The organism is Haloarcula sp. JP-L23 (assembly GCF_011602445.1).
Taxonomy (GTDB): domain Archaea; phylum Halobacteriota; class Halobacteria; order Halobacteriales; family Haloarculaceae; genus Haloarcula; species Haloarcula pellucida.
The window spans coordinates 1,818,406-1,837,960 of the sequence record NZ_CP050014.1 but is presented as its reverse complement, the minus strand read 5'-3'; the positions used below and the strand labels follow the sequence as shown (position 1 = coordinate 1,837,960).

24 protein-coding genes and 1 pseudogene are annotated in these 19,555 nt (G+C 64.7%); 16 read left to right on the top strand and 9 right to left on the bottom strand.

Features of this window, described 5'->3' with window-relative positions; translation table 11 throughout:
* Positions 1-9: 9 nt before the first annotated feature.
* Entirely contained in the window at positions 10-1,416 is a 1,407-nt protein-coding gene (locus G9465_RS09445; protein WP_166969307.1) for an aspartate ammonia-lyase, read from the bottom strand.
* A gap of 432 nt (positions 1,417-1,848) precedes the next feature.
* Between G9465_RS09445 and G9465_RS09440 the strand changes: the two genes are divergently transcribed.
* From G9465_RS09440 to G9465_RS09425, 4 genes are read left to right on the top strand one after another with little or no spacing between them, the layout of a single operon-like run.
* Positions 1,849-2,151, top strand: a complete 303-nt coding sequence (locus tag G9465_RS09440; protein WP_166969305.1) for a hypothetical protein — start codon at positions 1,849-1,851, stop codon at positions 2,149-2,151.
* 7 nt (positions 2,152-2,158) lie between these two features.
* A complete protein-coding gene (locus G9465_RS09435) occupies positions 2,159-3,229 on the top strand; it encodes a carbohydrate ABC transporter permease (RefSeq protein ID WP_166969303.1) in 1,071 nt (356 codons plus the stop codon).
* Entirely contained in the window at positions 3,226-4,152 is a 927-nt protein-coding gene (locus tag G9465_RS09430) for a carbohydrate ABC transporter permease (RefSeq protein WP_166969301.1), read from the top strand. The genes G9465_RS09435 and G9465_RS09430 overlap by 4 nt, the downstream gene beginning before the upstream one ends.
* An 18-nt stretch (positions 4,153-4,170) precedes the next feature.
* The gene (locus G9465_RS09425) at positions 4,171-5,313 is read left to right on the top strand and encodes an ABC transporter ATP-binding protein (RefSeq protein WP_166969299.1); all 1,143 of its coding nucleotides are present in this window, start codon (positions 4,171-4,173) and stop codon (positions 5,311-5,313) included.
* Between the two features lie 27 nt (positions 5,314-5,340).
* On the opposite strand, the gene fen is transcribed toward G9465_RS09425, so the two are convergent.
* Positions 5,341-6,321 (bottom strand): flap endonuclease-1, encoded by a 981-nt coding sequence (fen, locus tag G9465_RS09420; protein ID WP_166969297.1) that lies wholly within the window; start codon positions 6,319-6,321, stop codon positions 5,341-5,343.
* Between the two features lie 80 nt (positions 6,322-6,401).
* Here fen and G9465_RS09415 point away from each other — a divergent pair, with 80 nt between their 5' ends.
* Positions 6,402-7,208, top strand: coding sequence for a hypothetical protein (locus G9465_RS09415; RefSeq protein WP_166969295.1), 807 nt, complete (start codon positions 6,402-6,404; stop codon positions 7,206-7,208).
* On the opposite strand, the gene G9465_RS09410 is transcribed toward G9465_RS09415, so the two are convergent.
* Entirely contained in the window at positions 7,205-7,729 is a 525-nt protein-coding gene (locus G9465_RS09410) for a GNAT family N-acetyltransferase (protein ID WP_166969293.1), read from the bottom strand. The genes G9465_RS09415 and G9465_RS09410 overlap by 4 nt on opposite strands.
* A 79-nt stretch (positions 7,730-7,808) precedes the next feature.
* Here G9465_RS09410 and G9465_RS09405 point away from each other — a divergent pair, with 79 nt between their 5' ends.
* Together G9465_RS09405 and G9465_RS09400 are read left to right on the top strand one after the other, a co-directional pair.
* On the top strand, positions 7,809-8,390 hold the full coding sequence (locus G9465_RS09405; RefSeq protein ID WP_166969291.1) for a class I SAM-dependent methyltransferase: 582 nt from the start codon (positions 7,809-7,811) through the stop codon (positions 8,388-8,390).
* 20 nt (positions 8,391-8,410) lie between these two features.
* Complete coding sequence (locus tag G9465_RS09400) at positions 8,411-8,830, top strand: DUF3054 domain-containing protein (RefSeq protein WP_166969289.1); 420 nt, start codon at positions 8,411-8,413, stop codon at positions 8,828-8,830.
* 84 nt (positions 8,831-8,914) lie between these two features.
* Here the strand turns inward: G9465_RS09400 and G9465_RS09395 are convergent, their stop codons facing one another.
* A complete protein-coding gene (locus tag G9465_RS09395) occupies positions 8,915-9,082 on the bottom strand; it encodes a hypothetical protein (RefSeq protein ID WP_166969287.1) in 168 nt (55 codons plus the stop codon).
* A 511-nt stretch (positions 9,083-9,593) separates the two neighbouring features.
* On the opposite strand from G9465_RS09395, the gene G9465_RS09390 reads away from it, so the two are divergent.
* The gene (locus G9465_RS09390) at positions 9,594-9,815 is read left to right on the top strand and encodes a hypothetical protein (protein WP_166969285.1); all 222 of its coding nucleotides are present in this window, start codon (positions 9,594-9,596) and stop codon (positions 9,813-9,815) included.
* 83 nt (positions 9,816-9,898) lie between these two features.
* Positions 9,899-10,896 (top strand): annotated as a pseudogene (locus tag G9465_RS09385) (ornithine cyclodeaminase family protein).
* Here the strand turns inward: G9465_RS09385 and G9465_RS09380 are convergent.
* Genes G9465_RS09380 through srp19 form a run of 3 tightly spaced genes read right to left on the bottom strand, consistent with a single transcriptional unit; the run spans position 10,893 to position 12,463 of the window.
* Positions 10,893-11,900: a presenilin family intramembrane aspartyl protease PSH gene (locus tag G9465_RS09380; protein WP_166969283.1), complete on the bottom strand. Its 1,008-nt coding sequence runs from the start codon at positions 11,898-11,900 to the stop codon at positions 10,893-10,895. The pseudogene G9465_RS09385 and the gene G9465_RS09380 sit on opposite strands and share 4 nt — an antisense overlap.
* A 60-nt stretch (positions 11,901-11,960) precedes the next feature.
* Positions 11,961-12,188, bottom strand: coding sequence for an H/ACA ribonucleoprotein complex subunit GAR1 (locus tag G9465_RS09375; RefSeq protein WP_166969282.1), 228 nt, complete (start codon positions 12,186-12,188; stop codon positions 11,961-11,963).
* Entirely contained in the window at positions 12,185-12,463 is a 279-nt protein-coding gene (gene srp19 / locus G9465_RS09370; protein ID WP_166969280.1) for a signal recognition particle subunit SRP19, read from the bottom strand. Before srp19 ends, G9465_RS09375 begins: the two co-directional genes overlap by 4 nt.
* Positions 12,464-12,564: 101 nt before the next feature.
* Here srp19 and G9465_RS09365 point away from each other — a divergent pair, with 101 nt between their 5' ends.
* Both G9465_RS09365 and G9465_RS09360 read left to right on the top strand, forming a co-directional pair.
* On the top strand, positions 12,565-13,359 hold the full coding sequence (locus G9465_RS09365) for a CAP domain-containing protein (protein WP_166969278.1): 795 nt from the start codon (positions 12,565-12,567) through the stop codon (positions 13,357-13,359).
* Positions 13,360-13,427: 68 nt separating this feature from the next.
* Positions 13,428-13,691: a hypothetical protein gene (locus tag G9465_RS09360; RefSeq protein ID WP_166969276.1), complete on the top strand. Its 264-nt coding sequence runs from the start codon at positions 13,428-13,430 to the stop codon at positions 13,689-13,691.
* On the opposite strand, the gene G9465_RS09355 is transcribed toward G9465_RS09360, so the two are convergent.
* Together G9465_RS09355 and coxB are read right to left on the bottom strand one after the other, a co-directional pair.
* Positions 13,688-14,119: a MaoC family dehydratase gene (locus G9465_RS09355; protein WP_166969274.1), complete on the bottom strand. Its 432-nt coding sequence runs from the start codon at positions 14,117-14,119 to the stop codon at positions 13,688-13,690. The genes G9465_RS09360 and G9465_RS09355 overlap by 4 nt on opposite strands.
* Positions 14,120-14,179: 60 nt before the next feature.
* Positions 14,180-14,947, bottom strand: coding sequence for a cytochrome c oxidase subunit II (gene coxB / locus G9465_RS09350; protein ID WP_166969272.1), 768 nt, complete (start codon positions 14,945-14,947; stop codon positions 14,180-14,182).
* Between the two features lie 188 nt (positions 14,948-15,135).
* Here coxB and G9465_RS09345 point away from each other — a divergent pair, with 188 nt between their 5' ends.
* Genes G9465_RS09345 through G9465_RS09325 form a run of 5 tightly spaced genes read left to right on the top strand, consistent with a single transcriptional unit; the run spans position 15,136 to position 19,223 of the window.
* Complete coding sequence (locus G9465_RS09345; RefSeq protein WP_166969270.1) at positions 15,136-16,548, top strand: heme o synthase; 1,413 nt, start codon at positions 15,136-15,138, stop codon at positions 16,546-16,548.
* Positions 16,545-17,231 (top strand): ABC transporter ATP-binding protein, encoded by a 687-nt coding sequence (locus G9465_RS09340; protein WP_166969268.1) that lies wholly within the window; start codon positions 16,545-16,547, stop codon positions 17,229-17,231. Before G9465_RS09345 ends, G9465_RS09340 begins: the two co-directional genes overlap by 4 nt.
* Before the next feature lie 33 nt (positions 17,232-17,264).
* Positions 17,265-17,495 carry an Rdx family protein gene (locus tag G9465_RS09335; protein WP_166969266.1) on the top strand — a complete coding sequence of 77 codons (231 nt, stop codon included), beginning with the start codon at positions 17,265-17,267 and terminating at the stop codon, positions 17,493-17,495.
* A gap of 49 nt (positions 17,496-17,544) precedes the next feature.
* The gene (locus tag G9465_RS09330; protein WP_166969264.1) at positions 17,545-18,486 is read left to right on the top strand and encodes an ABC transporter ATP-binding protein; all 942 of its coding nucleotides are present in this window, start codon (positions 17,545-17,547) and stop codon (positions 18,484-18,486) included.
* A complete protein-coding gene (locus tag G9465_RS09325) occupies positions 18,483-19,223 on the top strand; it encodes an ABC transporter permease (RefSeq protein WP_166969262.1) in 741 nt (246 codons plus the stop codon). The genes G9465_RS09330 and G9465_RS09325 overlap by 4 nt, the downstream gene beginning before the upstream one ends.
* Positions 19,224-19,555: the final 332 nt, after the last annotated feature.

Here is a 19,555-nt window from a genome sequence, read left to right as displayed (position 1 = left end):
CGCTCCTCGCTACTCGTCGCCCAGAATCCCTCGCTCGGTCATCTTCGCCGGGTCAAGCACCTCGTCTACCTCGTCTTCGTCGAGGTAGCCCTCTTCGAGGACGACTTCTCGAATCGTCTTGTCCTCGGCGAGGGCCGTCTTCGCCACCTTGCTGGCCTTGTCGTAGCCGATGGCGGGGTTGAGCGCCGTCGCGAGCGCCATGCTCTGTTCGACGCGCTCTGCGCAGTGGTCCTCGTCGGCTTCGAGTTTGGCGACGAACTTCTCGGCGAACACCTCGCTGCCGTTAGCGATGAGGCGGGCAGACTGGAGGAAGTTCGAGGCGAGCACCGGCTTGTAGAGGTTGAGGTCTATCTGGCCCTCGGCGGCGCCGGCAGAGACGGCGGCGTCGTTGCCGACGACCTGCTTGTGGACCTGGTTGACGGCTTCGGCGACGACCGGGTTAATCTTCCCGGGCATGATAGAGGAGCCGGGCTGGTTCTCCGGTTGGTCGATTTCGCCGAGTCCGTTCCGCGGCCCCGACGCGAGTAGTCGGAGGTCGTTCGCGATCTTGTTCAGCGATCCGGCGACGGTGCGAAGCGCGCCGTGGGCCTCGGACATCGCGTCGTGGGCGGCCTGTGCCTCGAAGTGGTTGTCGGCCTCACGGAAATCGACGCCGGACTCCTCGCTGATGTACTCGGCAGCTTTCGCGGGGAACTCGGGATGGGTGTTGAGACCGGTGCCGACGGCCGTCCCACCGAGAGCGAGTTCCGAGAGTCGCCCCTGAACGTCCTGTACGCGCGAGATGCCCTTCTCGACTTGCGTGCGGTAGCCCGAGAACTCCTGCCCGAGCATGATAGGCGTTGCGTCCTGCAGGTGTGTGCGGCCCGTCTTGACGACGTTCTCGAACTCGTCTTCCTTCGCTGCGAGGGCGTCACGAAGCGTCTTCAGCGCGGGCACGACGTCCTTTTCGACGGCCTCCAGTGAGGCGACGTGCATCGCCGTCGGGATGACGTCGTTCGATGACTGCCCGAAGTTGACGTGGTCGTTCGGGTGAATCTCGCGGGTGCCGATTTCGCCGCCGTAGAGTTCCGTGGCACGGTTCGAGATGACCTCGTTGGCGTTCATGTTCGAGGAGGTTCCCGACCCCGTCTGGAACACGTCGACCGGGAACTGGGCGTCGTGGTCGCCAGCGATGACCTCGTCTGCGGCCTCGATGATGCACTCGGCCTTGTCTTCGGGAACCGTCCCGAGGTCACGGTTCGCCTGTGCGGCGGCCTTCTTGACGATACCGAGCGCGCGGATGAAGCGGCGCCCGAAGGTGACGTCGCTGATGGGGAAGTTCTGTATCGCGCGTTGGGTCTGTGCGCCCCAGTACGCGTCGGCCGGAACCTCCATCTCACCGAGACTGTCCCGTTCGGTCCTGAACTCGTCGCTCATACGTACGGTGGGTCGAACGCCCTCTCGTAAAACCCACCGGTACGCACTGGCACAGTCCATCGATTCACGTCGCGCCTGTAGAAAGACCGAGGTACTATTTCAACACAAATTTGCCAAATTCCAGTCGAAACAGGGGTTGCCGAACGCCCGTAGATGAACGGCGGTCGGTCGAGAGTCATACTCGGTATCGAGTAAATAATTCCCAAGTAGGCATCGCCTGAAAATCGGCTCGTTCGGCCCCATAATTCCGATATTCTACACCATGCTACAATCAACCACACGGCGTGAAGATACATTCACTATTTTTCACAATAAATCCCCGAGACTGCTGAATTCGGGCGTATGAGGGGGTGGAAATCATGCATGAATATTCGGAAGCATTAAGTGTTGCGTGTATCCACTTAGGATGAGTTCGACTCCACGGTGACACTCATGATTGACGACCCCGTCACACACCTGTCACGTTCTCGTCCGGTCGGTTCGGGAGCGTCGTCGGGTGCGTGTCCCGTCGTCGGTCGTGACGGCCGCGTGGCCGGCGACCGATACGGCGGAACGACGACGGGCGACAGTGGTACACCAGCGGTTTCGACGGCGGGCAGACGCGTTCACTGGTGGGTGAACGACACGACAGCAGGCAGCGGCGGACCCGTAACAGTGGCGTCCCGCTCGAAGTGTACGCAGGGCGCCCGCACCGCCGAAGTGGTGTACGACGAACTCACGTCCGCGTACGACTGACACAACTATGCGCGAGATACTCAATAGACTCAGAACTGCCGGAGATTCACTCCGGTCGGTGGTATCGAGAGACGAATCGGACGGGCAAACACTTGCGACTGATGGTGGGACCCAAGCGGCGGTGGGCGAACGGCGGCGTGACACCCTCCGGAACTCCCTGCCAGTGCAGTGGGAACTCATCGAATCCGCGCCGTTCTGGCTCCCCCCTGTGCTGCTGGCGGTGTTCTTCGTCTACGGCGCTATCGCCTGGAACGCCGTCCTCTCGCTGACGGACTTCCAGGGGCTCGGAGAGCCGAGTTACAGCCAACTGGACTTCAGCATGTACGTCCGGATGGCGAGCGATGGCGCGTTTTGGCAGGCGACACAGAACACCCTCGTGTTGCTGGTGGTGTTCACCATCCTCTGTCTGGCACTCGGGCTGCTCGTCGCCATCCTCATCGACCAAGGCATCCGGTTCGAGAACACCTTCCGGACCATCTACCTGCTCCCGATGAGCCTCTCGTTCGTCGTGACGGCGACGATGTGGTCGTGGGTGTACAACGCGAAAAACGGCGTGTTCAACCAGTTGCTCCGCCTCTTCAATCTGGAAGGTCTCGTCATCACGCTGTTGAAACCGGCGGCGGTGAACGCCGACGTCATCCAGTGGCTGTCGTGGCACACGACGGCGCTGGCGGCGATCATCTTCGCGCTCATCTGGCAGTTCAGCGGCTACGCGATGGTCGTGTTCCTCGCCGGACTGCGCGCGATTCCCGACGAACACTACGAGGCCGCTCGCGTCGACGGCGCGTCGACGGTGCGGATGTACATGCGCGTCATCATCCCACAACTGCGAGCCTCCGCCGTCTCGGCGTCTGTGGTGCTGATGGTGTTCGCGCTGAAAGCGTTCGACTTCATCTACTCGCTCCGCGGCTCTCAGCCGGGTGCGAACATGGACATCCTGGCGACGATGATGTACCGCGTGGCGTTCGACAGCCTCCGGTGGGCGTACGGGTCGGCCATCGCCATCGTGCTGTTCCTGCTCGCGCTACTCGTCATCGGGCCGTATCTCTACAGCGAATACAAGCGAGGTGAACTATGAGTACGTCTACACGCAACCCCATCGAGTCCCTGCGAGACATGGAGAACAGCCGTATCGGGCTGTACGTCGTCCTACTGTTCGGCATCGTCTTCTATCTCTTCCCGATGGAGACGGCCGTCATGACGATGTTCAAGACGCAAACCGAGTTCGTCGAGACGGTGCCGTTCGCACCGCCAAGCCCCGACGGCTTCACGCTCGGTGCCCTGATGACCGCGTGGAACACGCTCCGGCCGGGGCTCATCAACTCGATGCTGATGGCCATCCCGGCGACCATCTTCTCGGCGATGGCCGGGAGTCTGGCAGCCTACGGGCTGACGACTATCAGTTGGCGGGGACAGGTCGCTGTGTTCAGCATCGTGCTCGCGGGTATCTTCATCCCGTACCAGGCCGTGCTGGTCCCGCTCGCGCAGTTCTGGTACCAGATTCTGCCCGACCTGATGAACGGCTTCGTCAACACCGCTTTTGGCTTTATCACCGGCGGTAACTGGACGTACCCGATCCGAAGCGGGTACATGCAACTGCTGCAGCTATCTATCACCCACGCGGCCTACGGGACGCCGATGTGTACGCTGCTGTTTCGCTCGTACTACAAGGGCATCTCCGACGAGATGATAGAGGCCGCACGCCTCGACGGCGCCACGGCGTTTAGCATCTACAAGAACATCATCCTCCCGCTGTCGCTCCCGATGTTCGCCGTGACGCTCATCTACCAGTTCACGCAGGTGTACAACGACCTGCTGTTCGCACTGGTGCTCGTCAACGAGCCAGCGTCACAGGTGGCGACCCAGCGACTGGCCGCCCTGACTGGCGGTGTCGTCCAGTCGTTCAACACGACGATGGCCGGTGCCATCGTGGCCGCGCTACCGACGTTGCTCGTGTACATCTTCTTCGGAGAACAGTTCGCGAAAGGTGTCGCCGAATAGACGACGGAGGACTACACAATGGCACAACTCACACTCGACGACGTAACGAAAATCTTCCACGACGACGACGAGGGCGAAATCGTCGCCGTCGACGAGGTCTCGGTCGACATCGAGGACGGCGAGTTCCTCTGTGTCGTCGGCCCCTCGGGCTGTGGCAAGTCCACGACGCTCCGGATGATCGCCGGACTCGAAGACATCAGTTCCGGCGAGATTCGACTCGGCGGCGAGGTCATCAACGACCAACCGCCCGCACAGCGTGACGTGGCGATGGTGTTCCAGTCATACGCCCTCTATCCGCACATGACCGTGCGGGAGAACATGGCGTTCGGACTGGAGCAATCGACCGATATATCCGAAGAAGCGATAGACCAGCAGGTCACCGAGGCGACCGACCTGCTCGGTATCGACGACCTCATCGACCGGAAGCCCGGTGAACTCTCGGGCGGCCAGCAACAGCGCGTCGCGCTGGGCCGGGCTATCGTTCGGGACCCGGAAGTGTTCCTGATGGACGAACCGCTGGCGAATCTGGACGCCAAACTGCGTGCGGAGATGCGGACCGAACTCCAGCACCTGCAGGAGCGACTGGGCGTAACCACGGTCTACGTCACGCACGACCAGACCGAGGCGATGACCATGTCCGACCGCATCGCGATTCTCAACGACGGCATCCTCCAGCAGGCCGCGACGCCGCTGGAGTGCTATCACGAACCGAACAACATGTTCGTCGCCGGGTTCATCGGCGAACCGTCGATGAACTTCTTCGACGTCGAGCGGCAGGGTTCGACGCTCGTCGCCGACGACTTCGAGTACGACCTCTCCGAGGAGACGGCGCGTGAACTGGGCGACAAGACTGACCTGACGCTGGGTATCCGTCCGGAGGACATCGAGGTCATCGACAGTCAGTCCGGGCGCCACGACTACGAGGGCGTCGTCGACGTCGTCGAACCACGCGGGAGCGAGAACACGGTCCACATGATGTTCGATACGAGCGACAGCGCGACCTTCATCGCCACCGTCGACGGGATGCGAGACATCGACTGGGGCCAGCACGTCACCGTCCGGTTCCCGGAAGAAGCGATCCACGTCTTCGATACGAAGACCGGCGAGGCGGTTCGGAACCGCAAACTCGACTCCGTCGAGAAAGTCGAACCAGTCGTCTGAACACGCCGAGTTTTTCGCTGTTCGGCCTCAGGTCCAGCGGTCCAATCCCGTCTGGACGACTGATTCCTCGATGCGCTCGAACCCACGAGCGACTTCGTCGGCGTCGACTTCCCACTCCTCGGTGACGAACCGCCGTGCGGCGTCGAGGTCGGGGTCGACGTCGGTCGGAATCTCGTACTCGTCGGTGACAGCGGGGTCGAGGAACAGGGACCGAATTCTGTCGGCGTGGTCGATGTGGTCTCCACGGGCCTCTAGCACGCCGTAGAGGTCGCCGTGTTCGTGAATCTCCGTGACCGCCGTCTTGGGGCCGATACCCGAGATGCCCTCGTTGAAGTCGGTCCCCATGAGGATGGCGGCGTCGACGAGTTGCTCCCACGTGAGGTCGTGTTTCGCCAGCGTCGCCTCGAAGTCCATCAGTTCCGGGTCGCCGCTGGAGGTGAGTTGGCGCAGGGTGTACGGCGCCCCGAAGAGCAGCGCGTCGTAGTCCTCGGTTCCCACGTAATCGACGTCGCCCTGCCGGGCCATGTAGGCCGCTTGCCCCTCGCCCTCGGCCGGGGCGTCGACGACGGGCACGTCGAGCAGACCGAGCAGTTCCCGCGTCGTCTCGACGATGGTGTCGGTGAGCCGCTGGGTTCGAGACTCCAGTTTCGCTACGCGGGTCGCGTCGCCGGCCTCGCGGGCATCTTCGAGTTGGTCCTCGTAGCGCTCACGCTGTTCGCGACGCTTCGCCACCTCGTCGTCCTTGAGGTCGGTGACGGCCCCGTCGAAGACGAACACGGGCGTCAGGTCGTGTTCGAAGAACTTCGGCAACCCCTGCACGACGCCGATGAGGTTCGCCACCTCCGTGCCGTCGGCCGTCGTGTACTTCGCGTCGCTCGTGAACTTGACCGTCGTCGTCAGATAGCGATAGAGCCAGTTGTGGGCGTCGACGGCGACGATGCCCCCGTCTAAGTCCTCGAACGACACGTCTTCGATGACCGCCAGCGAGCGAAGGTCTGCGTTTCCCATTGCCGGCCGTTGGTCAGACAGCGGTTTGAATCTCCCGGGACGAGCAAGATACAAACGGGTGGCTGTCACATCCAATAGATATGACAGTCGTCGACACGCTCCGTCGACCGGAGTACACCGGTGCGAACCGCTGTCTCCCGTGTACGGTCGTCAACAGCCTCGTCGCCGCGGTCCTCTCGATGCTGGCGGCCGGTGTCGCCGTCGAGGTCGGGGCGACGGCACTCGCTGTCCCGGCCGCACTGGCCGTCGCGCTGCCGGCGGCGGCGGCCATCTATCTGCGCGGCTATCTCGTCCCGGGCACGCCGACGCTCACGAAGCGATATCTCCCGACGCGAGTCCTGCGACTGTTCGGGAAGAACCCGACGGAGCAGGCACACAGTCCCGACCCAGTCTCGGAGATAGACGTCGAGAGTGTGCTACTGGAGGTGGGCGCCGTCGAACCCTGCGGTGACGACCTGTGTCTCACCGAGTGGTACAGCGAGGCGTGGCAGGACGCGGTCGACAGTCTCGACCCGGACCGAGCGGCGTTGCTCGAACGACTGGGCGTCAAAGCGTCGTCGGTCGAGTTCGAGGAGTACGGCGACGCGTTCCGCGCGTACGTCGACGAGCGCCACGTCGGGACGTGGGAGTCACGCCCGGCGTTCGAAGCCGACGTCGCCGCAGCGACGGTACTACAGGAGCGGGACGACGACTGGGACACTCTCTCGGTCGAGCAGCGCGGACAGGTGCTCAACGGTCTTCGACTGTTCATCGATACCTGTCCGCGCTGTGGCGGCACGCCGACGTTCGGCACCGAGACGGTACAGTCGTGCTGTAGCGAACACGAGGTGGCAGCGGTCACCTGTGGGGACTGTGAGGCGCGCCTGTTCGAGTCCAACCCGGTCTAAGCGGGCGCGGGAACCACGGCGGGCGGGTCGGCGTCGCGTTTCTCGGCGAGGAACGACGCTTCCGCCTCGGAGAGGTCACGGTCGCGAAACAGGTCGAGTCCGGCCCGATACTGGACAGGGTCACGGTCACCGGGCCATTCGAGTGCCAGTTCCCCGAGACCGCGTTCCTCGCCGCTGAAGCAAAACCCCGCTCGGTACGCCGCCTGATACGAGAACGGGTTGTTGACGCCGATGGTCACCCGGTCGTACCCTCGCTGTACCGCCCGGCCGCGGACGAATCGGAGGAGTTCGGCGCCGAACCGCTCGCCCTGTCGGTCCTGTCGCACGGTGATATAGCGGATACACAGGGTGTCGGCGTCGGTGTGGTCCGCGTCGAACGCCGCCGCCGCCACGACGCCGTCGTCGCCGACGACGGCCTTCCCCGTGGAAGTCATCACGAACTTCCCGGCGTAGGCGAACCGTTCGTAGTCGAGGCGGAGTCGATGGCTGTCATCGGGCCATCCGAGCAGGGCGAACTCCATACGACTACTGGCGTCGTCCAGCGAGTTGTACCCTGCGGACGCCAGAGCTACTTTGTGGTCGCTCGGAGAAAGCGAACGTATGCACGGTGACGTCGGGGCGTTCGACCGGTTCGCTCCGGTGTACGACCTCGTGATGCCGCCGGCGCGGGCGAGCAAGTTACGACGCGGACTCGCGCTGGCGACCCGAGAGGTCGACCGAGTCGTCGACGTAGGTGGCGGCCCCGGGCGGGCCATCAGACGACTCGACCTACCGGAGCGAATCGTCGTAGACGCCGCCCCCGGGATGCTCCGGCGAGCACGCAGTCACGGCCTCGTCGCCATCGTGGGTGACGCCGGGCGTCTCCCGCTCGCGGCCGAGAGCGTCGACGCGGTGCTGATAGTCGACGCGCTCCATCACATGGCGCAGGTCGACGCCGTCATTTCGGAGGCCGCGCGGGTCCTCCGTCCCGGCGGCGTCCTCGTCGTTCGGGAGTTCAATCCCGCGACGCTCCGCGGCCGGGGACTCGTCGCGGCAGAGCATCTCGTCGGGTTCGCTTCGGTCTTTTTCACGCCGGACGAACTGACGCGGCGGGTGGCGACGGCGGGACTGAATCCGACAGTCGTAGAGCGCGGCTTCGGCTACACCGTCGCCGGCGTCAGGGAAAACGAGAGAGAAAAGTGATTCCGGGCCGAATCGGTGCTATGAGCGTCTCGACGGTCGGTCGGAGTCGTATCGAACTGTCGGCCACGTCGGCGGCACTCGCAGTCGGCGACGTCGCCGCGATACTCCTGTTCGTCGCCGTCGGCGAGTACACGCACGGGTACAACCCGTTCGTCGCCGTCGGCCGCGTCGCCGGGACGCTGGCACCGTTTCTCATCGGGTGGGTCCTCGTGGCCGGGGTCGCAGGGATGTACGCCAGTGACGCCACGGTAGACCTCAAGCGATCGCTGAGCGTCACCATCGTGAGCTGGGTCCTCGCCGTCGTCGTCGCACAAGCCTTGCGCGCGACGGCGTACTTCCACGGTGACGCCGCACTCACGTTCGCTGTCGTCTCCGTCGGTATCGGCGGGGCGCTCCTGTGTCTCTGGCGAGCGAGTGCGACGGTCCTCCTCTCGTCGTGAAAATGCGGTATTAAACCAAGCGTGTCGGTGCTGGTGTCCCCTCGTCAGCGGGCCACCGGCCAGTGGCCGAGCGTGGCGCCACGATTATCTAAGCTGGCCTACGTCGAGTGACAGCGTGGACTGAATCCACGCCTGATGGTTCTCTCGGTCGTAGATGACGAACTCCTCGTCACCGATGTTCAGCTCGGCGTATCGCCGTGCCGATTCGTCCGTCCCGGCATCACTCGTGTCGTCCGTGGCGTTCGTGCTCATTGTCCTGATGGCAGTCGGCGCCGCCCGCCTCACTGCCGTGATAATGCGGTATTTCACCGTTGTTAATAAGCACTATCCTCTAGTTATCACTCCGAAAAACCAGCCGATCGGGCATTAATCACGACCAAACGACGTTCTCAAAGACTGAAAACTACAAGTAGAGGCGCATATACTCCGCGAATCCGAGGAGGCGTTCGAACGCCTCGGGTTCGTCCGGTGACCGAAACGAAGCCCGCCCTACTGACACACCTCTCGCTCCGTCGACCCTCCGACAGCCCAGTCCCGTCAGTCGTAGAACAGCTATCGTGTGGCTTTCCCTCACTACTGCTCGCCTGAACAGAAACCAGCGGTACACCTCCTCTAACCGGATATTCCGACGATCTATATCTCCATAAGTTATGGAAATGGCTCAGAAACTCTTTGTACAAAGTATCAGATGCCTACATAGAATACTATGCAAAGATTACGGGAAACACTTATGTGCCCATAGTACGAAGTATAATTCACACTTATGACGGGTTACTACGACGTTGTCCTTGGACTCATCCCGCTCGCAATGGCTGGAATCACCGGTGTCCTCTCGGTCGCTGGCTTCGCCCTGACGACGGCGATTCCGATGGCATCAGTCGTGGCTGTGGGCCTCATCGGCCACGCGATGTTCGTCCGCGCTCCCGTCGACCCGGTTCCGGTCGACTCTCGGGCACAGTCAGACGCCGTCCAGACGGCGGACTGAGAGTACGCACCCGTCACAGATTTCTACTGCTGTCTCCGCGTGTCGCCACCGAGGTTAAGGACCGGTCGGCCGAAGACGGACGTATGTCGACCGACGCGACAGCGCTGTTCCTCACGAGCGACGAGATAGCTGACCTCGCCGGTCCGGACGAGTACGTCGACCCCGTCCGGGCGGGCTACAGAGAACGGGGCCACGGCGCCCAGCGAAACCCGGACGACGCTTTTCAACGACGCCCCGCCGGGATGCTCACGGGCTATCTGGCAATCCTTCCCGAAACGGGGCGATGGGAGGCTACACTTACGCCGCGGGATTCGAGGGCCGTGACGCCCACTTCGCACTCCCCATCTTCGACGCCGACTCGGGCGAACCGCTGGCACTGCTCGACGGCGCGAGCATGAATCCGCTGAAGACCGGGGCGGCGGGCGCCGTCGGTCTCGACGCTCTCGCACGGGCCGACGCCACCGACCTCGCGGTCATCGGAAGCGGTACACAGGCACGAGGGCAGGTCCGAGCGGCCGCGAGCGTTCGGGACCTAGAGCGCGTGGAAGTGTTCTCGCCGACACAGGAACACCGAGAGGCGTTCGCCGCCGAGATGAACGAGGCCCTCGATGCGACGGTGGCGGCCGTCGCCTCCTCTGCCGCCGCTGTCGAGGGCGCCGACGTCGTCGTGACGGCGACGAACGCCAGCGACCCGGTCTTCGACGGCGACGTCCTCGAACCGGGGACACACGTCACGGCGATGGGACAGTACCACCCCGCAAAGCACGAACTCGACACGACGACCATCGAGCGTGCGACCTACGTGCCCGACCTTCGGGCCCGCGTGACCCAAGACGCCGGGTCGTTCATCCACGCGATGGAGGCGGGAGCGGTCGACGAGGACGACATCCACGCCGAGCTAGGCGAGGTACTCGTCGGCGACGCGCCGGGCAGAGAGTCCCCGGAGGACATCACCGTCTTCGATTCGGGCGGGACGGCCATCGAGACGGTGGCCGCCGGCAAGATGCTGTACGACCGCGCCCGCGAGGCCGGTATCGGTGAGGAGATCCCCTTCGCGCCCGCGAGTAGCGCGATGGACTAAGCGAGGTAGGGTGCGATGCCCAGTGCCTCGACGAGCGTGATACCTGCGGCGAGCGACCCGAGGATGTAGCCGGCGATAGTACCGCCGTTGAGCAGCGGTAGCCCGGCGTGCGCTCGGCCTTTCAGGACCATCCAGAGGAGTATCACGAGGCCGACGAAGGTGCCGACCATTGCGGTCACGGCCGGGAGTGGAATGCCGAGTACCATATCGACCGTCGCCGGCGCGAAGAAGGCGGCACTCGCTACGAGTACCGTCGGGATGACGGCGTCGCCGAGGCCGATGAACAGCGCGTCACGGTCGAGCGGCCCGGCGTCCTCGTCGGCCGCGCCGTCCGACTCGTCGCCTGCGTCGCCGCCAGCGGCCGCATCGTCATCGTCGCCCGTCGGGTCCGGCGTCGTCGCATCGAGGAACGAGTACGACAGCGAGAGCGGGATGACGAGGACGACGGGCACCTTGAGGTCCATCACTCCGGACGCCAGCGTCAACATATGTTCGGTGCCGTAGACGCTGATGGCGTCGTAGACGGCAAGTACAGAGAGCAAGACGAGCGCCGGGAGGACTCCGAAACTGATGCCGAACAACCCGGCACCCGCCGCGCCCATCACCGCGCCCGCAGCGTCGATGACGTACCATTCCGGGTGGACGAGCAAGCCGAGCCCCAGCAGGACCGCAAGTCCGACCGCGAGGACGTTGACGTCCTCGACGACGAGGAGCGGCGGAACCAACACGCGAAAGACGTACAGCGAGAGCCAAGCCCCCGAAAAGACGATGAGCGCGCGGATCAACTGGTCGGCCTCGTAGCGAAACGCCAGCAACATCACGGCGGTCGCCACCAGAATGGCTCCGATGTAGAGGATGCTGTTCGTCGGGTCGGAGGGGTCCTCGACGGCCTGATAGCCGGCGGATTTGAACGGCTCGACCAGTGCCAGCGCCCCCAACTGAACGAACAGGAAGATGAGTCCGATGAGTCCACATCCAGCGACGACGCGCCAGCGCCTATCCATGCGACAACCTCCGACAGGACCGGGTTTGAGCGTTACGGAGACGCTTGCCCCCGCAGACGGTCACCGCGCGTACAGCGCCGCGCCGACGAGGGTGGGAAGGTGAACGCCGTCGTCGGGCGAGACGGCCATGTACGGTCGGTCGACGGGGCCGAACACGTCGACTACGTCACCGACCGTCTGGAGTTCCTCGTCTACGAGTGCCGTCCCGAGCGAGGCGTGACTGTCGTCGGGTGAGCGGACGATAGCCAACCCCTGTGCAGTCCTGACGACGGATCCGACGCGTTTCATTCGCGAAGGGCCTGCATGTACGCGGCCACTGCCCCGAGGAGGTCCGTCTTGGTCGCGTCGTCGGCGTCTTTCACGATCACGCGGCCACGCGCCTCGTACTCGCGTGGGTAGGCTTTGTCACGCTCTATGACCGCGTCGTAGCCGACCTGCTGGACGGCCTTTGCTATCTCGTCGACTGTCGGCTCCGTGATGGCGAGGTCACGGGGGACTCGGCGCCCTTCGCTGCGTGAGCGGTCCGCGTCGAACGCTGCGGGCCAGATGACGTTCTCGACCATACCGGGAGTGGCCCCCGCGGGCTTATGTGCCTTTCCGACGGAGGGTCCGAGAACACAGTAGGGGGAAACTTACATTACCAACTGGGATATGAGTGGGAACCATGGTTAATAAATCGGTGTTGGGGGTTTCGATCGTGGTGCTCGTCGCTGCACTCAGCGTCGGCATCGTGGTCGGGATGCAACTCGGCGGGTCGACCGCCGCCCCGCAGGACGAAGGCGGAGCACAAACTGAGACAGCCGGCGACGGCGCGGCCGACGACGGCGACGGCGGTGCCAGTACTTCGACGCCGACCACTGAGACGCCGACGACCGAGACCGCGACGGCGACGGCGACACCGGTGGAGACGTCGACGCCACAGCCGACCGAGCGCGAAGCGTACGTGCCAGCGAGATACTACAACGAGACCAAAATCGAGGAGTTGGTGGTCAAGTTCGTCAACGAAGAGCGACAGGAGCGACGGCTCGACCCGATGTCTGCAGAGGGGCGAACCGCACGCCAAATCGCATCGATGGCCCGAGGCCACAGTGTGGCGATGGCCGGAGAGGGAGCGACTGTCCACGAGATAGACGGCGTCGACAGCGCCGACCGATACCGGAAAAACGACCTCTATACCACCTGTACGTTCCAGGCGGCCGGGAAGCAGTTCACCCGCCGGCCAGACGGCAACGACTTCGAAGCGATCGGAAAGACCGTCGCCGGTCGAACCTACACCGAAGACAACCAAGAGCAGTTCAACGCCGGCAACCGCGAAGTCGCGAAAGCCATCGTCGAGAACTGGTTCGAGACCCGACCGTACCGTGAACGGCTGAGCTACGAGAACGCCGAACGGATGGGCGTCGGCATCAACGTCACCGAACAGGGTGACGTCTACGCGACTGCAAACATCTGCGGATAGGGCGTCGGCGCTCGGACTCGCCGACACGTTTAAGTTCTGGGCACCGAACTATCGTGCTAGACGTTACCATGCAACAACCAACTGGAGACTCTTCGGCCCCGGTCGACCGGGCACTCCTGTGGGCACTCGCCGAGGTCGGGCCGAACTCCCCGACCGTCGCCGCTGCCCGCTGTCCGCTCTCGGTCGAATCGCCGCGGCCTCGGTTCGTAGCACTCGCAGAGCGAGACCTCATAGAGCGCGTCTCACACGAACCGGTCTACCGGATTACCGACGATGGCCAGCAACTACTGGCCGCCGGGAGCGGAACGCCGCAATCGGTCACGGGTGACTAGCGACGGCGCCAGAGAACCTGTCCGATCATCGAGAGAACCGTCTGGTCGGCCTGCGTGGTCGTGGTCACCTCGATGGCGACGCGCCCTCGGTCCTCGTCCCACACGTCCTTTTCGGCGACTTCGGTCCTGACCGAGAGCGTATCGCCCGGGTAGACCGGCGTCGGCCACCGGAGCGAGTCGACGCCGAGCGCCCCCATCGCGCCCGACCCCGATAGCTGATGCTCGACGAGCAGTCGCATCGTCATCGCCGCGGTGTGCCACCCGCTGGCAACGAGACCGCCGAACATGGACTCCTCGGCGGCGTCTTCGTCCGTGTGAAACGGCTGTGGGTCGTACTGGCCTGCGAAGGTGGTTATCTCCTCGCGCGTGACCTCGTAGGCGCCAAACTCCCGTGTGTCACCGGCTGTGAGGTCCTCGAAGTACTCCATGGCGGACACAGTCTGTGCTGCCGCCTAACAGTTGCGACGAACGGATACGAACCGCGAGAATCAGTTACTGGTCTGGTTCTGCTGGCTGCCGTTACCGCTCGACTGCTGGTCGGCGATCCACTGGTCGTACTCGTCCTGTGGCATCACCTGCACGGTACCGAGCATCTTCGAGTGGCCGGAGCCACAGTACTCCGCACAGTAGAGCTGATAGGTTCCGGGCTCGTTCGGCACCGTCCGCAGGCGGTTGTACTGGCCGGGGAACGCGTCGGCTTTCAGGCCGAGGCTCGGGACGTGGAAGGCGTGGAGCCAGTCGCGTGACGTCACCCGCAACACGACTTCCCGATCCGCCGGCAATCGGAGCGTCCCGGTCGACGTCGCTTCGGCGGTGTTACTGAAGCTCGAACCGTTGTAGTAGAACGACCACCCGTAGCGGTACGCCTGCACTTCGATGCGTTCGGGGTTCTCCTGCTGGAGAGCCGCCTGATCACCCGCTTCGGCGGTGACGTAGGGGGTCGCCATCACCTGATACGAGGCGACGCCCACGAACAGGAGGATGATTGCCGTCGCGATGGTCCACGTGATTTCGAGGCGGCGGTTCTCCATCGTCGGGAGCGGTTCGTCCTGATTGCGGAACCGCCAGACGGTGTAGATGAGAATCCCCTCGACCAGCACGGTAATCGGGATAGCGACGTAGAGCAGGTTCAGGTTCAGATCCCAAATCTGTCGTACCGTCGTCGAGGCGGACGGCTGTGCTGCGACCGGTTCGGCGGCGAGCGCGAGTAACGCAGCGCCGAACAGAGCGACCAGACCGGCGCGTCTCCGGGTCATGTGCGCGGCTTAGGATTTCGGGGATAAATAACTGCTGTCTTGCCCTCACCCCGTCTCCGTCGGTGACTCTCTGTGCAGTCGTCTCCCACTCGGAAACGGACCGCTACACCGCCAAATAAAGGGTGTACGTCTGCGGGGGCGGCTGGAAAAGCGAGGAGTCTAAGTGTCCGCCGCCGAAGGCTACACCAATGGCAGAGCGCAGGGCGTTCTCGGGACTGCTGGCCGCCACGGCCGTCGGCGTCTATCTGCTGGTCATCGCCGGTGCGACGGCCGCAATCACCGACGCAGTGACAGCATGCACGACGTGGCCGCTGTGTCAGGGACCAGTCACGCTCGAGAACCCCGACCTGCTGATAGCTCGCGGACACCGACTGACCGCCGCCGCAGTCGGCGTCCTCACGCTCGTGACCGTCGGCGTCGGCCTCCGGACGGCGACCCGACGCCGCGTCAAGGCGGCGCTCGTGACCGGCCTCGCACTGTATCCGGTGCAAGTCGCCCTCGGTGCCTTCGTCGCGACGACCGGCGCTGCGGGACAACTCCCCAGTGCCCACCTCGCTACGGGGATGGCCATCTTCACGTCGTTCGTCCTCGCGCTCGCGTGGCATCTGGAAGCGGAGACGGGCAGCGACGACGACGAACGTGTCGCGAATCCCGAACCCGACCCGATGCCCGACGACGGGGGCGAACCCACACCGACCCCGACACTGTCGGGGCGAGACCGATTCGTCGCCACCGTCGGCGCTTACTTCCGGTTGATGAAACCACGCCTGATGTGGCTCCTGTGTCTCGTCGCCGGAGCGGGGATGGCACTTGCGGCGGACCCGGCACTGACGTCCGGTTCGGGACTCACCGTTCGTACCGTCGTCCTGACCCTCGGCGGTGGCGTCCTCGCAATCGGTGCCTCGGGAACGTTCAACCACGTCCTCGAACGGGACATCGACAAGCGGATGGACCGCACCTCGGACCGCCCCATCGCGACCCACCAGATTCCGGTTCGGAACGCGCTCACCTTCGGCGTTGGATTGGCGCTCGCGGCGCTGGCCCTGTTCTGGCAGGTCAACGTCCTCGCCGCCGCCCTCGGCCTATCGGCGATTCTGTTCTACAGCGTCGTCTACACGCTCGTGTTGAAGCCCAACACCGTCCAGAACACGGTCATCGGCGGGGCCGCGGGGGCGCTCCCCGCGCTCATCGGTTGGGCCGCCGTCGACGGGACCATCGGCCTCCCGGGACTGGCGCTGGCCGGCGTCATCTTCCTGTGGACGCCGGCACACTTCTACAACCTCGCGCTCGCGTACAAGGACGACTACGAGGCCGGCGGGTTCCCGATGATGCCCGTCGTCCGCGGGGAGACGGAGACGCGCAAACACATCGTCTACTACCTCGGCGCGACGCTCGTCGCCTCCGGCGTGCTGGCGTCGCTGACGTCGCTCGGATGGCTGTACGCGCTTACCTCGGCGGCACTGGGTGCCGTCTTCCTCTGGGCCGTGGTGGAACTTCACCGCAAACAGACCGAGGCCGCCGCGTTCCGCGCGTTCCACGCCTCGAACGCCTACCTCGGGATGCTACTGCTCGCCATCGTCATCGACGCCCTCGTCCTATGAGCACGACCACCGCGACCCTCGCCGACGGTTTGCCCGATCAGGAGACGCTCGTCCGGTGGGGTGCCGTTCTCAACACCGAGGTCTTGCTGGTGCTTGCCTACGTGAGCCTCGCTGACGCACCGACCACAGACCCGGTCACGCTGGCGTTCCCGTTCGTCTGGTTGAACGCGGCCGCGCTCGTGTTCGCGACGGTTCGCCCGCCGACGGCGTCGGCGCGGCGCAAGGGGGCGGCTTTCGCCGTCGCGATCGGCTACTGGCTCGTACTGGCGTACGTGGGCGGCGTGTTCGGGACCGGGGGGCAAGGGACCGGCCTCAGGTGGATTCTCGCGGCCCCGCCCGGGTTCTCGCCGGGTCTGGTGTACAGCGGCACGACGCTCGCGGCGGTGGTCCTGCCCTGGAAAGTCGCGGGCTACCTCTCGCTGGCGTACCTACTGTACGTAACCGTGCTGGACGCGAGCGGGGGTCTGGCCGGCGGCATCCTCGGTCTGTTCTCCTGCGTGAGCTGTGTTCTCCCTATCGTGGCTTCGGTCGTCGGCGGTGCCCTCGGCGTCGGGGGTGCGCTGTATCAGGCGGCGATGGCCCAGTCCTACGGCGCGTCCACGCTGGTCTACCTCGTGTCGGTGGGGCTGCTGTACGCCGCCCACCGGTTCGACGTGACGCTGGTCGGCCGCCTCCGGAACTGAAGCCGTTTTGTGCCCGGCCCTCGAAGCCCGGGTATGAGCGAAGTCAGCATCGAGTACTGCGTCCCGTGTGGGTTCCGCGAGCGTGCGTTAGACGTAGAGCGGGCCATCTTGAACGGCGTCGAGGGTGAACTGGACCGGATGAGTCTCGTGATGGGCGACCACGGCGTGTTCCGCGTCGACGTCGAGGGCGAGACAGTGTACGACAAGGACGAGCACGACTACGACGTCGACGACATCGTCCGTCGCGTGCGGGACCGACTGTAACCGCAGACAGAGCGGAACGGCTTTCGGCGGCGGTACCCGACGGTGGGGTATGGACGAGGTACTGGTCGCCGAGGACGTCCGCCGGGCGTACGGCGACACCGTTGCGCTCGACGGCGTGTCGCTCTCCGCGACGGCGGGTGAAGTGCTGGCGCTCGTCGGGCCGAACGGGGCCGGAAAGACGACGCTCGTTCGGGCCCTGACCGGGACGACCGACGCCGAGGGCCGCGTCGAGTTGTTCGGGACGCCACCGACCGCCGTCGAGCGAGACCGTATCGGACTGCTGCCACAGTCGTTTTCACCGCACGAGCGTCTCACTGCTCGCGAACTCGTCGCCTACTACGCGGGTCTGTACGACGAGACCCGGGACGTAGACGCCGTGCTCGCGGACGTTGGACTCGCCGACACCGCAGACACCACCTACGAGAACCTCTCTGGTGGGCAACAGCGCCGGACCTGCGTGGCGACGGCGCTCATCAACGACCCGGACCTGCTGTTTCTGGACGAACCGACGACTGGCATCGACCCCGCCGGTCGGCAGTCACTCTGGGACCTGCTGGAGGGGTTGGCCGACCGCGGCGTCACAATCGTCGTGACGACACACTACATGGAGGAGGCGCGGCGACTCGCGGACCGGGTTGGCCTGCTCTCGGAGGGACGACTCGTCGCGCTCGACGACCCGGAGACGCTGATAGCCGACCACGGCGGTGACAGCCAACTGCTCGTCGACGGCACCTTCGACGAGGGGGTGCCGGACGCCATCGACTACCCCGCTCGGACCGCACTTCGAAACGGAACGCTCGTCGTCTACGGCGTACGCCCCGAGTCCATCGGGAGCGTCGTCGACGAACTCGACGCGGCGGGCGTCGGCTACGACAGTCTGACGTGGACAGAGCCGGACCTCGAAGCGGTCTACCTCGAACTGACCGGCACTGGCGTCGGCCACGGCGGCGAACCGCGCGGTGACGAGGCGACGGCGGGGGGTGCCCGATGAGCAGACTGGGACGACTTCGCTCGGAGTCTCGCGCGGCGGCGCTGGCGTTCCTTCGGCGGCGGACCGCCGTCTTCTTCACGTTTTTCTTCCCGCTCATCATCGTCGTCATCTTCGGCGTCCTCGTCCAGACCCGACCCGGCGGTGGCGGCCTGTTCACCGAACCGCCGGCCTACTACGCGCCGGGCTACCTCGCCGTCGTCGTCCTGTTCACGCCGCTCTCCCGGGTCGGAAGCGAAGTCGCACGACACCGCGACGGGAACCGCTTCGAGAAACTGGCGACGACGCCGTTGACCCGGCCCGAGTGGCTCCTCGCCCAGACGCTCGTCAACGTCGTCATCATCGGCCTCGCTGGCATCGTCCTGTTGGGCCTGATGGTCGTCCTCACCGGGGCGAAGATAGCGTTCTCGCCGCTCCTGCTCCCGTTCGTGGTGCTGGGCGTGGCGCTGTTCTGTGGCGTGGGCGCGATGCTCGGGAGTCTGGCCGACTCACAGGACGGCGTCATCTCTGCGAGCAACGGCATCGCGCTCCCCTTACTCTTCCTCTCGGAGACGTTCGTGCCGCCGTCGCTCCTGCCAGCGTGGCTTCCGACGTGGCTCTCGCCGCTGACGTACTTCTCGCGCGGCGTACGGGCGGTGACGACCGGGGTCGGCGACTCGCTGGTCCCGCTCGCCGTCCTGACGGCGTGTGCCGTCGTCGGGTTCCTCGTCGGTGCGCGACTCCTCCCGCGGACCGACTGAGCACCACCCCGGTGCGTGGTTCCGTGCGGAGCAACTCGCGACGTACCCGACCGACCTCGGCGGCCGCCAGAGGGTGACCGGCATTGCGGTACTCACGCCCCGTCGGAGTCGCCCGAGCCCCGACTGCCTCCTGACACCCTCTCTTTTCTACCGCTCGCTCGTGATTGAGTCGAAGTAGGCCGGCAGACGCGTCTCCGCCAGCGTTGCTACAGATCAATTGCGAAAGCGACCGCTCACTTCCGACGGGTTTCGGATTTTTGTCATCGATATTTTATTTCTGCGTCGGCCCTAGACTGTCATAATCGAACATAACCGTTGGATTTATGTTGCAC

What these genes read in the sequence shown, in the direction of transcription:
- G9465_RS09330 (WP_166969264.1), top strand. Translation starts at nt 17,545, where the DNA reads ATGGACGAGGTACTGGTCGCCGAGGACGTCCGCCGGGCGTACGGCGAC.
- G9465_RS09435 (WP_166969303.1), top strand. Translation starts at nt 2,159, where the DNA reads ATGCGCGAGATACTCAATAGACTCAGAACTGCCGGAGATTCACTCCGG.
- G9465_RS09375 (WP_166969282.1), bottom strand. Translation starts at nt 12,188, where the DNA reads ATGAAACGCGTCGGATCCGTCGTCAGGACTGCACAGGGGTTGGCTATC.
- G9465_RS09380 (WP_166969283.1), bottom strand. Translation starts at nt 11,900, where the DNA reads ATGGATAGGCGCTGGCGCGTCGTCGCTGGATGTGGACTCATCGGACTC.
- G9465_RS09410 (WP_166969293.1), bottom strand. Translation starts at nt 7,729, where the DNA reads ATGGAGTTCGCCCTGCTCGGATGGCCCGATGACAGCCATCGACTCCGC.
- G9465_RS09400 (WP_166969289.1), top strand. Translation starts at nt 8,411, where the DNA reads ATGAGCGTCTCGACGGTCGGTCGGAGTCGTATCGAACTGTCGGCCACG.
- G9465_RS09340 (WP_166969268.1), top strand. Translation starts at nt 16,545, where the DNA reads ATGAGCACGACCACCGCGACCCTCGCCGACGGTTTGCCCGATCAGGAG.
- G9465_RS09440 (WP_166969305.1), top strand. Translation starts at nt 1,849, where the DNA reads ATGATTGACGACCCCGTCACACACCTGTCACGTTCTCGTCCGGTCGGT.
- G9465_RS09365 (WP_166969278.1), top strand. Translation starts at nt 12,565, where the DNA reads ATGGTTAATAAATCGGTGTTGGGGGTTTCGATCGTGGTGCTCGTCGCT.
- G9465_RS09335 (WP_166969266.1), top strand. Translation starts at nt 17,265, where the DNA reads ATGAGCGAAGTCAGCATCGAGTACTGCGTCCCGTGTGGGTTCCGCGAG.
- G9465_RS09390 (WP_166969285.1), top strand. Translation starts at nt 9,594, where the DNA reads ATGACGGGTTACTACGACGTTGTCCTTGGACTCATCCCGCTCGCAATG.
- G9465_RS09425 (WP_166969299.1), top strand. Translation starts at nt 4,171, where the DNA reads ATGGCACAACTCACACTCGACGACGTAACGAAAATCTTCCACGACGAC.
- srp19 (WP_166969280.1), bottom strand. Translation starts at nt 12,463, where the DNA reads ATGGTCGAGAACGTCATCTGGCCCGCAGCGTTCGACGCGGACCGCTCA.
- G9465_RS09360 (WP_166969276.1), top strand. Translation starts at nt 13,428, where the DNA reads ATGCAACAACCAACTGGAGACTCTTCGGCCCCGGTCGACCGGGCACTC.
- G9465_RS09395 (WP_166969287.1), bottom strand. Translation starts at nt 9,082, where the DNA reads ATGAGCACGAACGCCACGGACGACACGAGTGATGCCGGGACGGACGAA.
- G9465_RS09445 (WP_166969307.1), bottom strand. Translation starts at nt 1,416, where the DNA reads ATGAGCGACGAGTTCAGGACCGAACGGGACAGTCTCGGTGAGATGGAG.
- coxB (WP_166969272.1), bottom strand. Translation starts at nt 14,947, where the DNA reads ATGACCCGGAGACGCGCCGGTCTGGTCGCTCTGTTCGGCGCTGCGTTA.
- G9465_RS09345 (WP_166969270.1), top strand. Translation starts at nt 15,136, where the DNA reads ATGGCAGAGCGCAGGGCGTTCTCGGGACTGCTGGCCGCCACGGCCGTC.
- G9465_RS09355 (WP_166969274.1), bottom strand. Translation starts at nt 14,119, where the DNA reads ATGGAGTACTTCGAGGACCTCACAGCCGGTGACACACGGGAGTTTGGC.
- G9465_RS09415 (WP_166969295.1), top strand. Translation starts at nt 6,402, where the DNA reads ATGACAGTCGTCGACACGCTCCGTCGACCGGAGTACACCGGTGCGAAC.
- fen (WP_166969297.1), bottom strand. Translation starts at nt 6,321, where the DNA reads ATGGGAAACGCAGACCTTCGCTCGCTGGCGGTCATCGAAGACGTGTCG.
- G9465_RS09325 (WP_166969262.1), top strand. Translation starts at nt 18,483, where the DNA reads ATGAGCAGACTGGGACGACTTCGCTCGGAGTCTCGCGCGGCGGCGCTG.
- G9465_RS09430 (WP_166969301.1), top strand. Translation starts at nt 3,226, where the DNA reads ATGAGTACGTCTACACGCAACCCCATCGAGTCCCTGCGAGACATGGAG.
- G9465_RS09405 (WP_166969291.1), top strand. Translation starts at nt 7,809, where the DNA reads ATGCACGGTGACGTCGGGGCGTTCGACCGGTTCGCTCCGGTGTACGAC.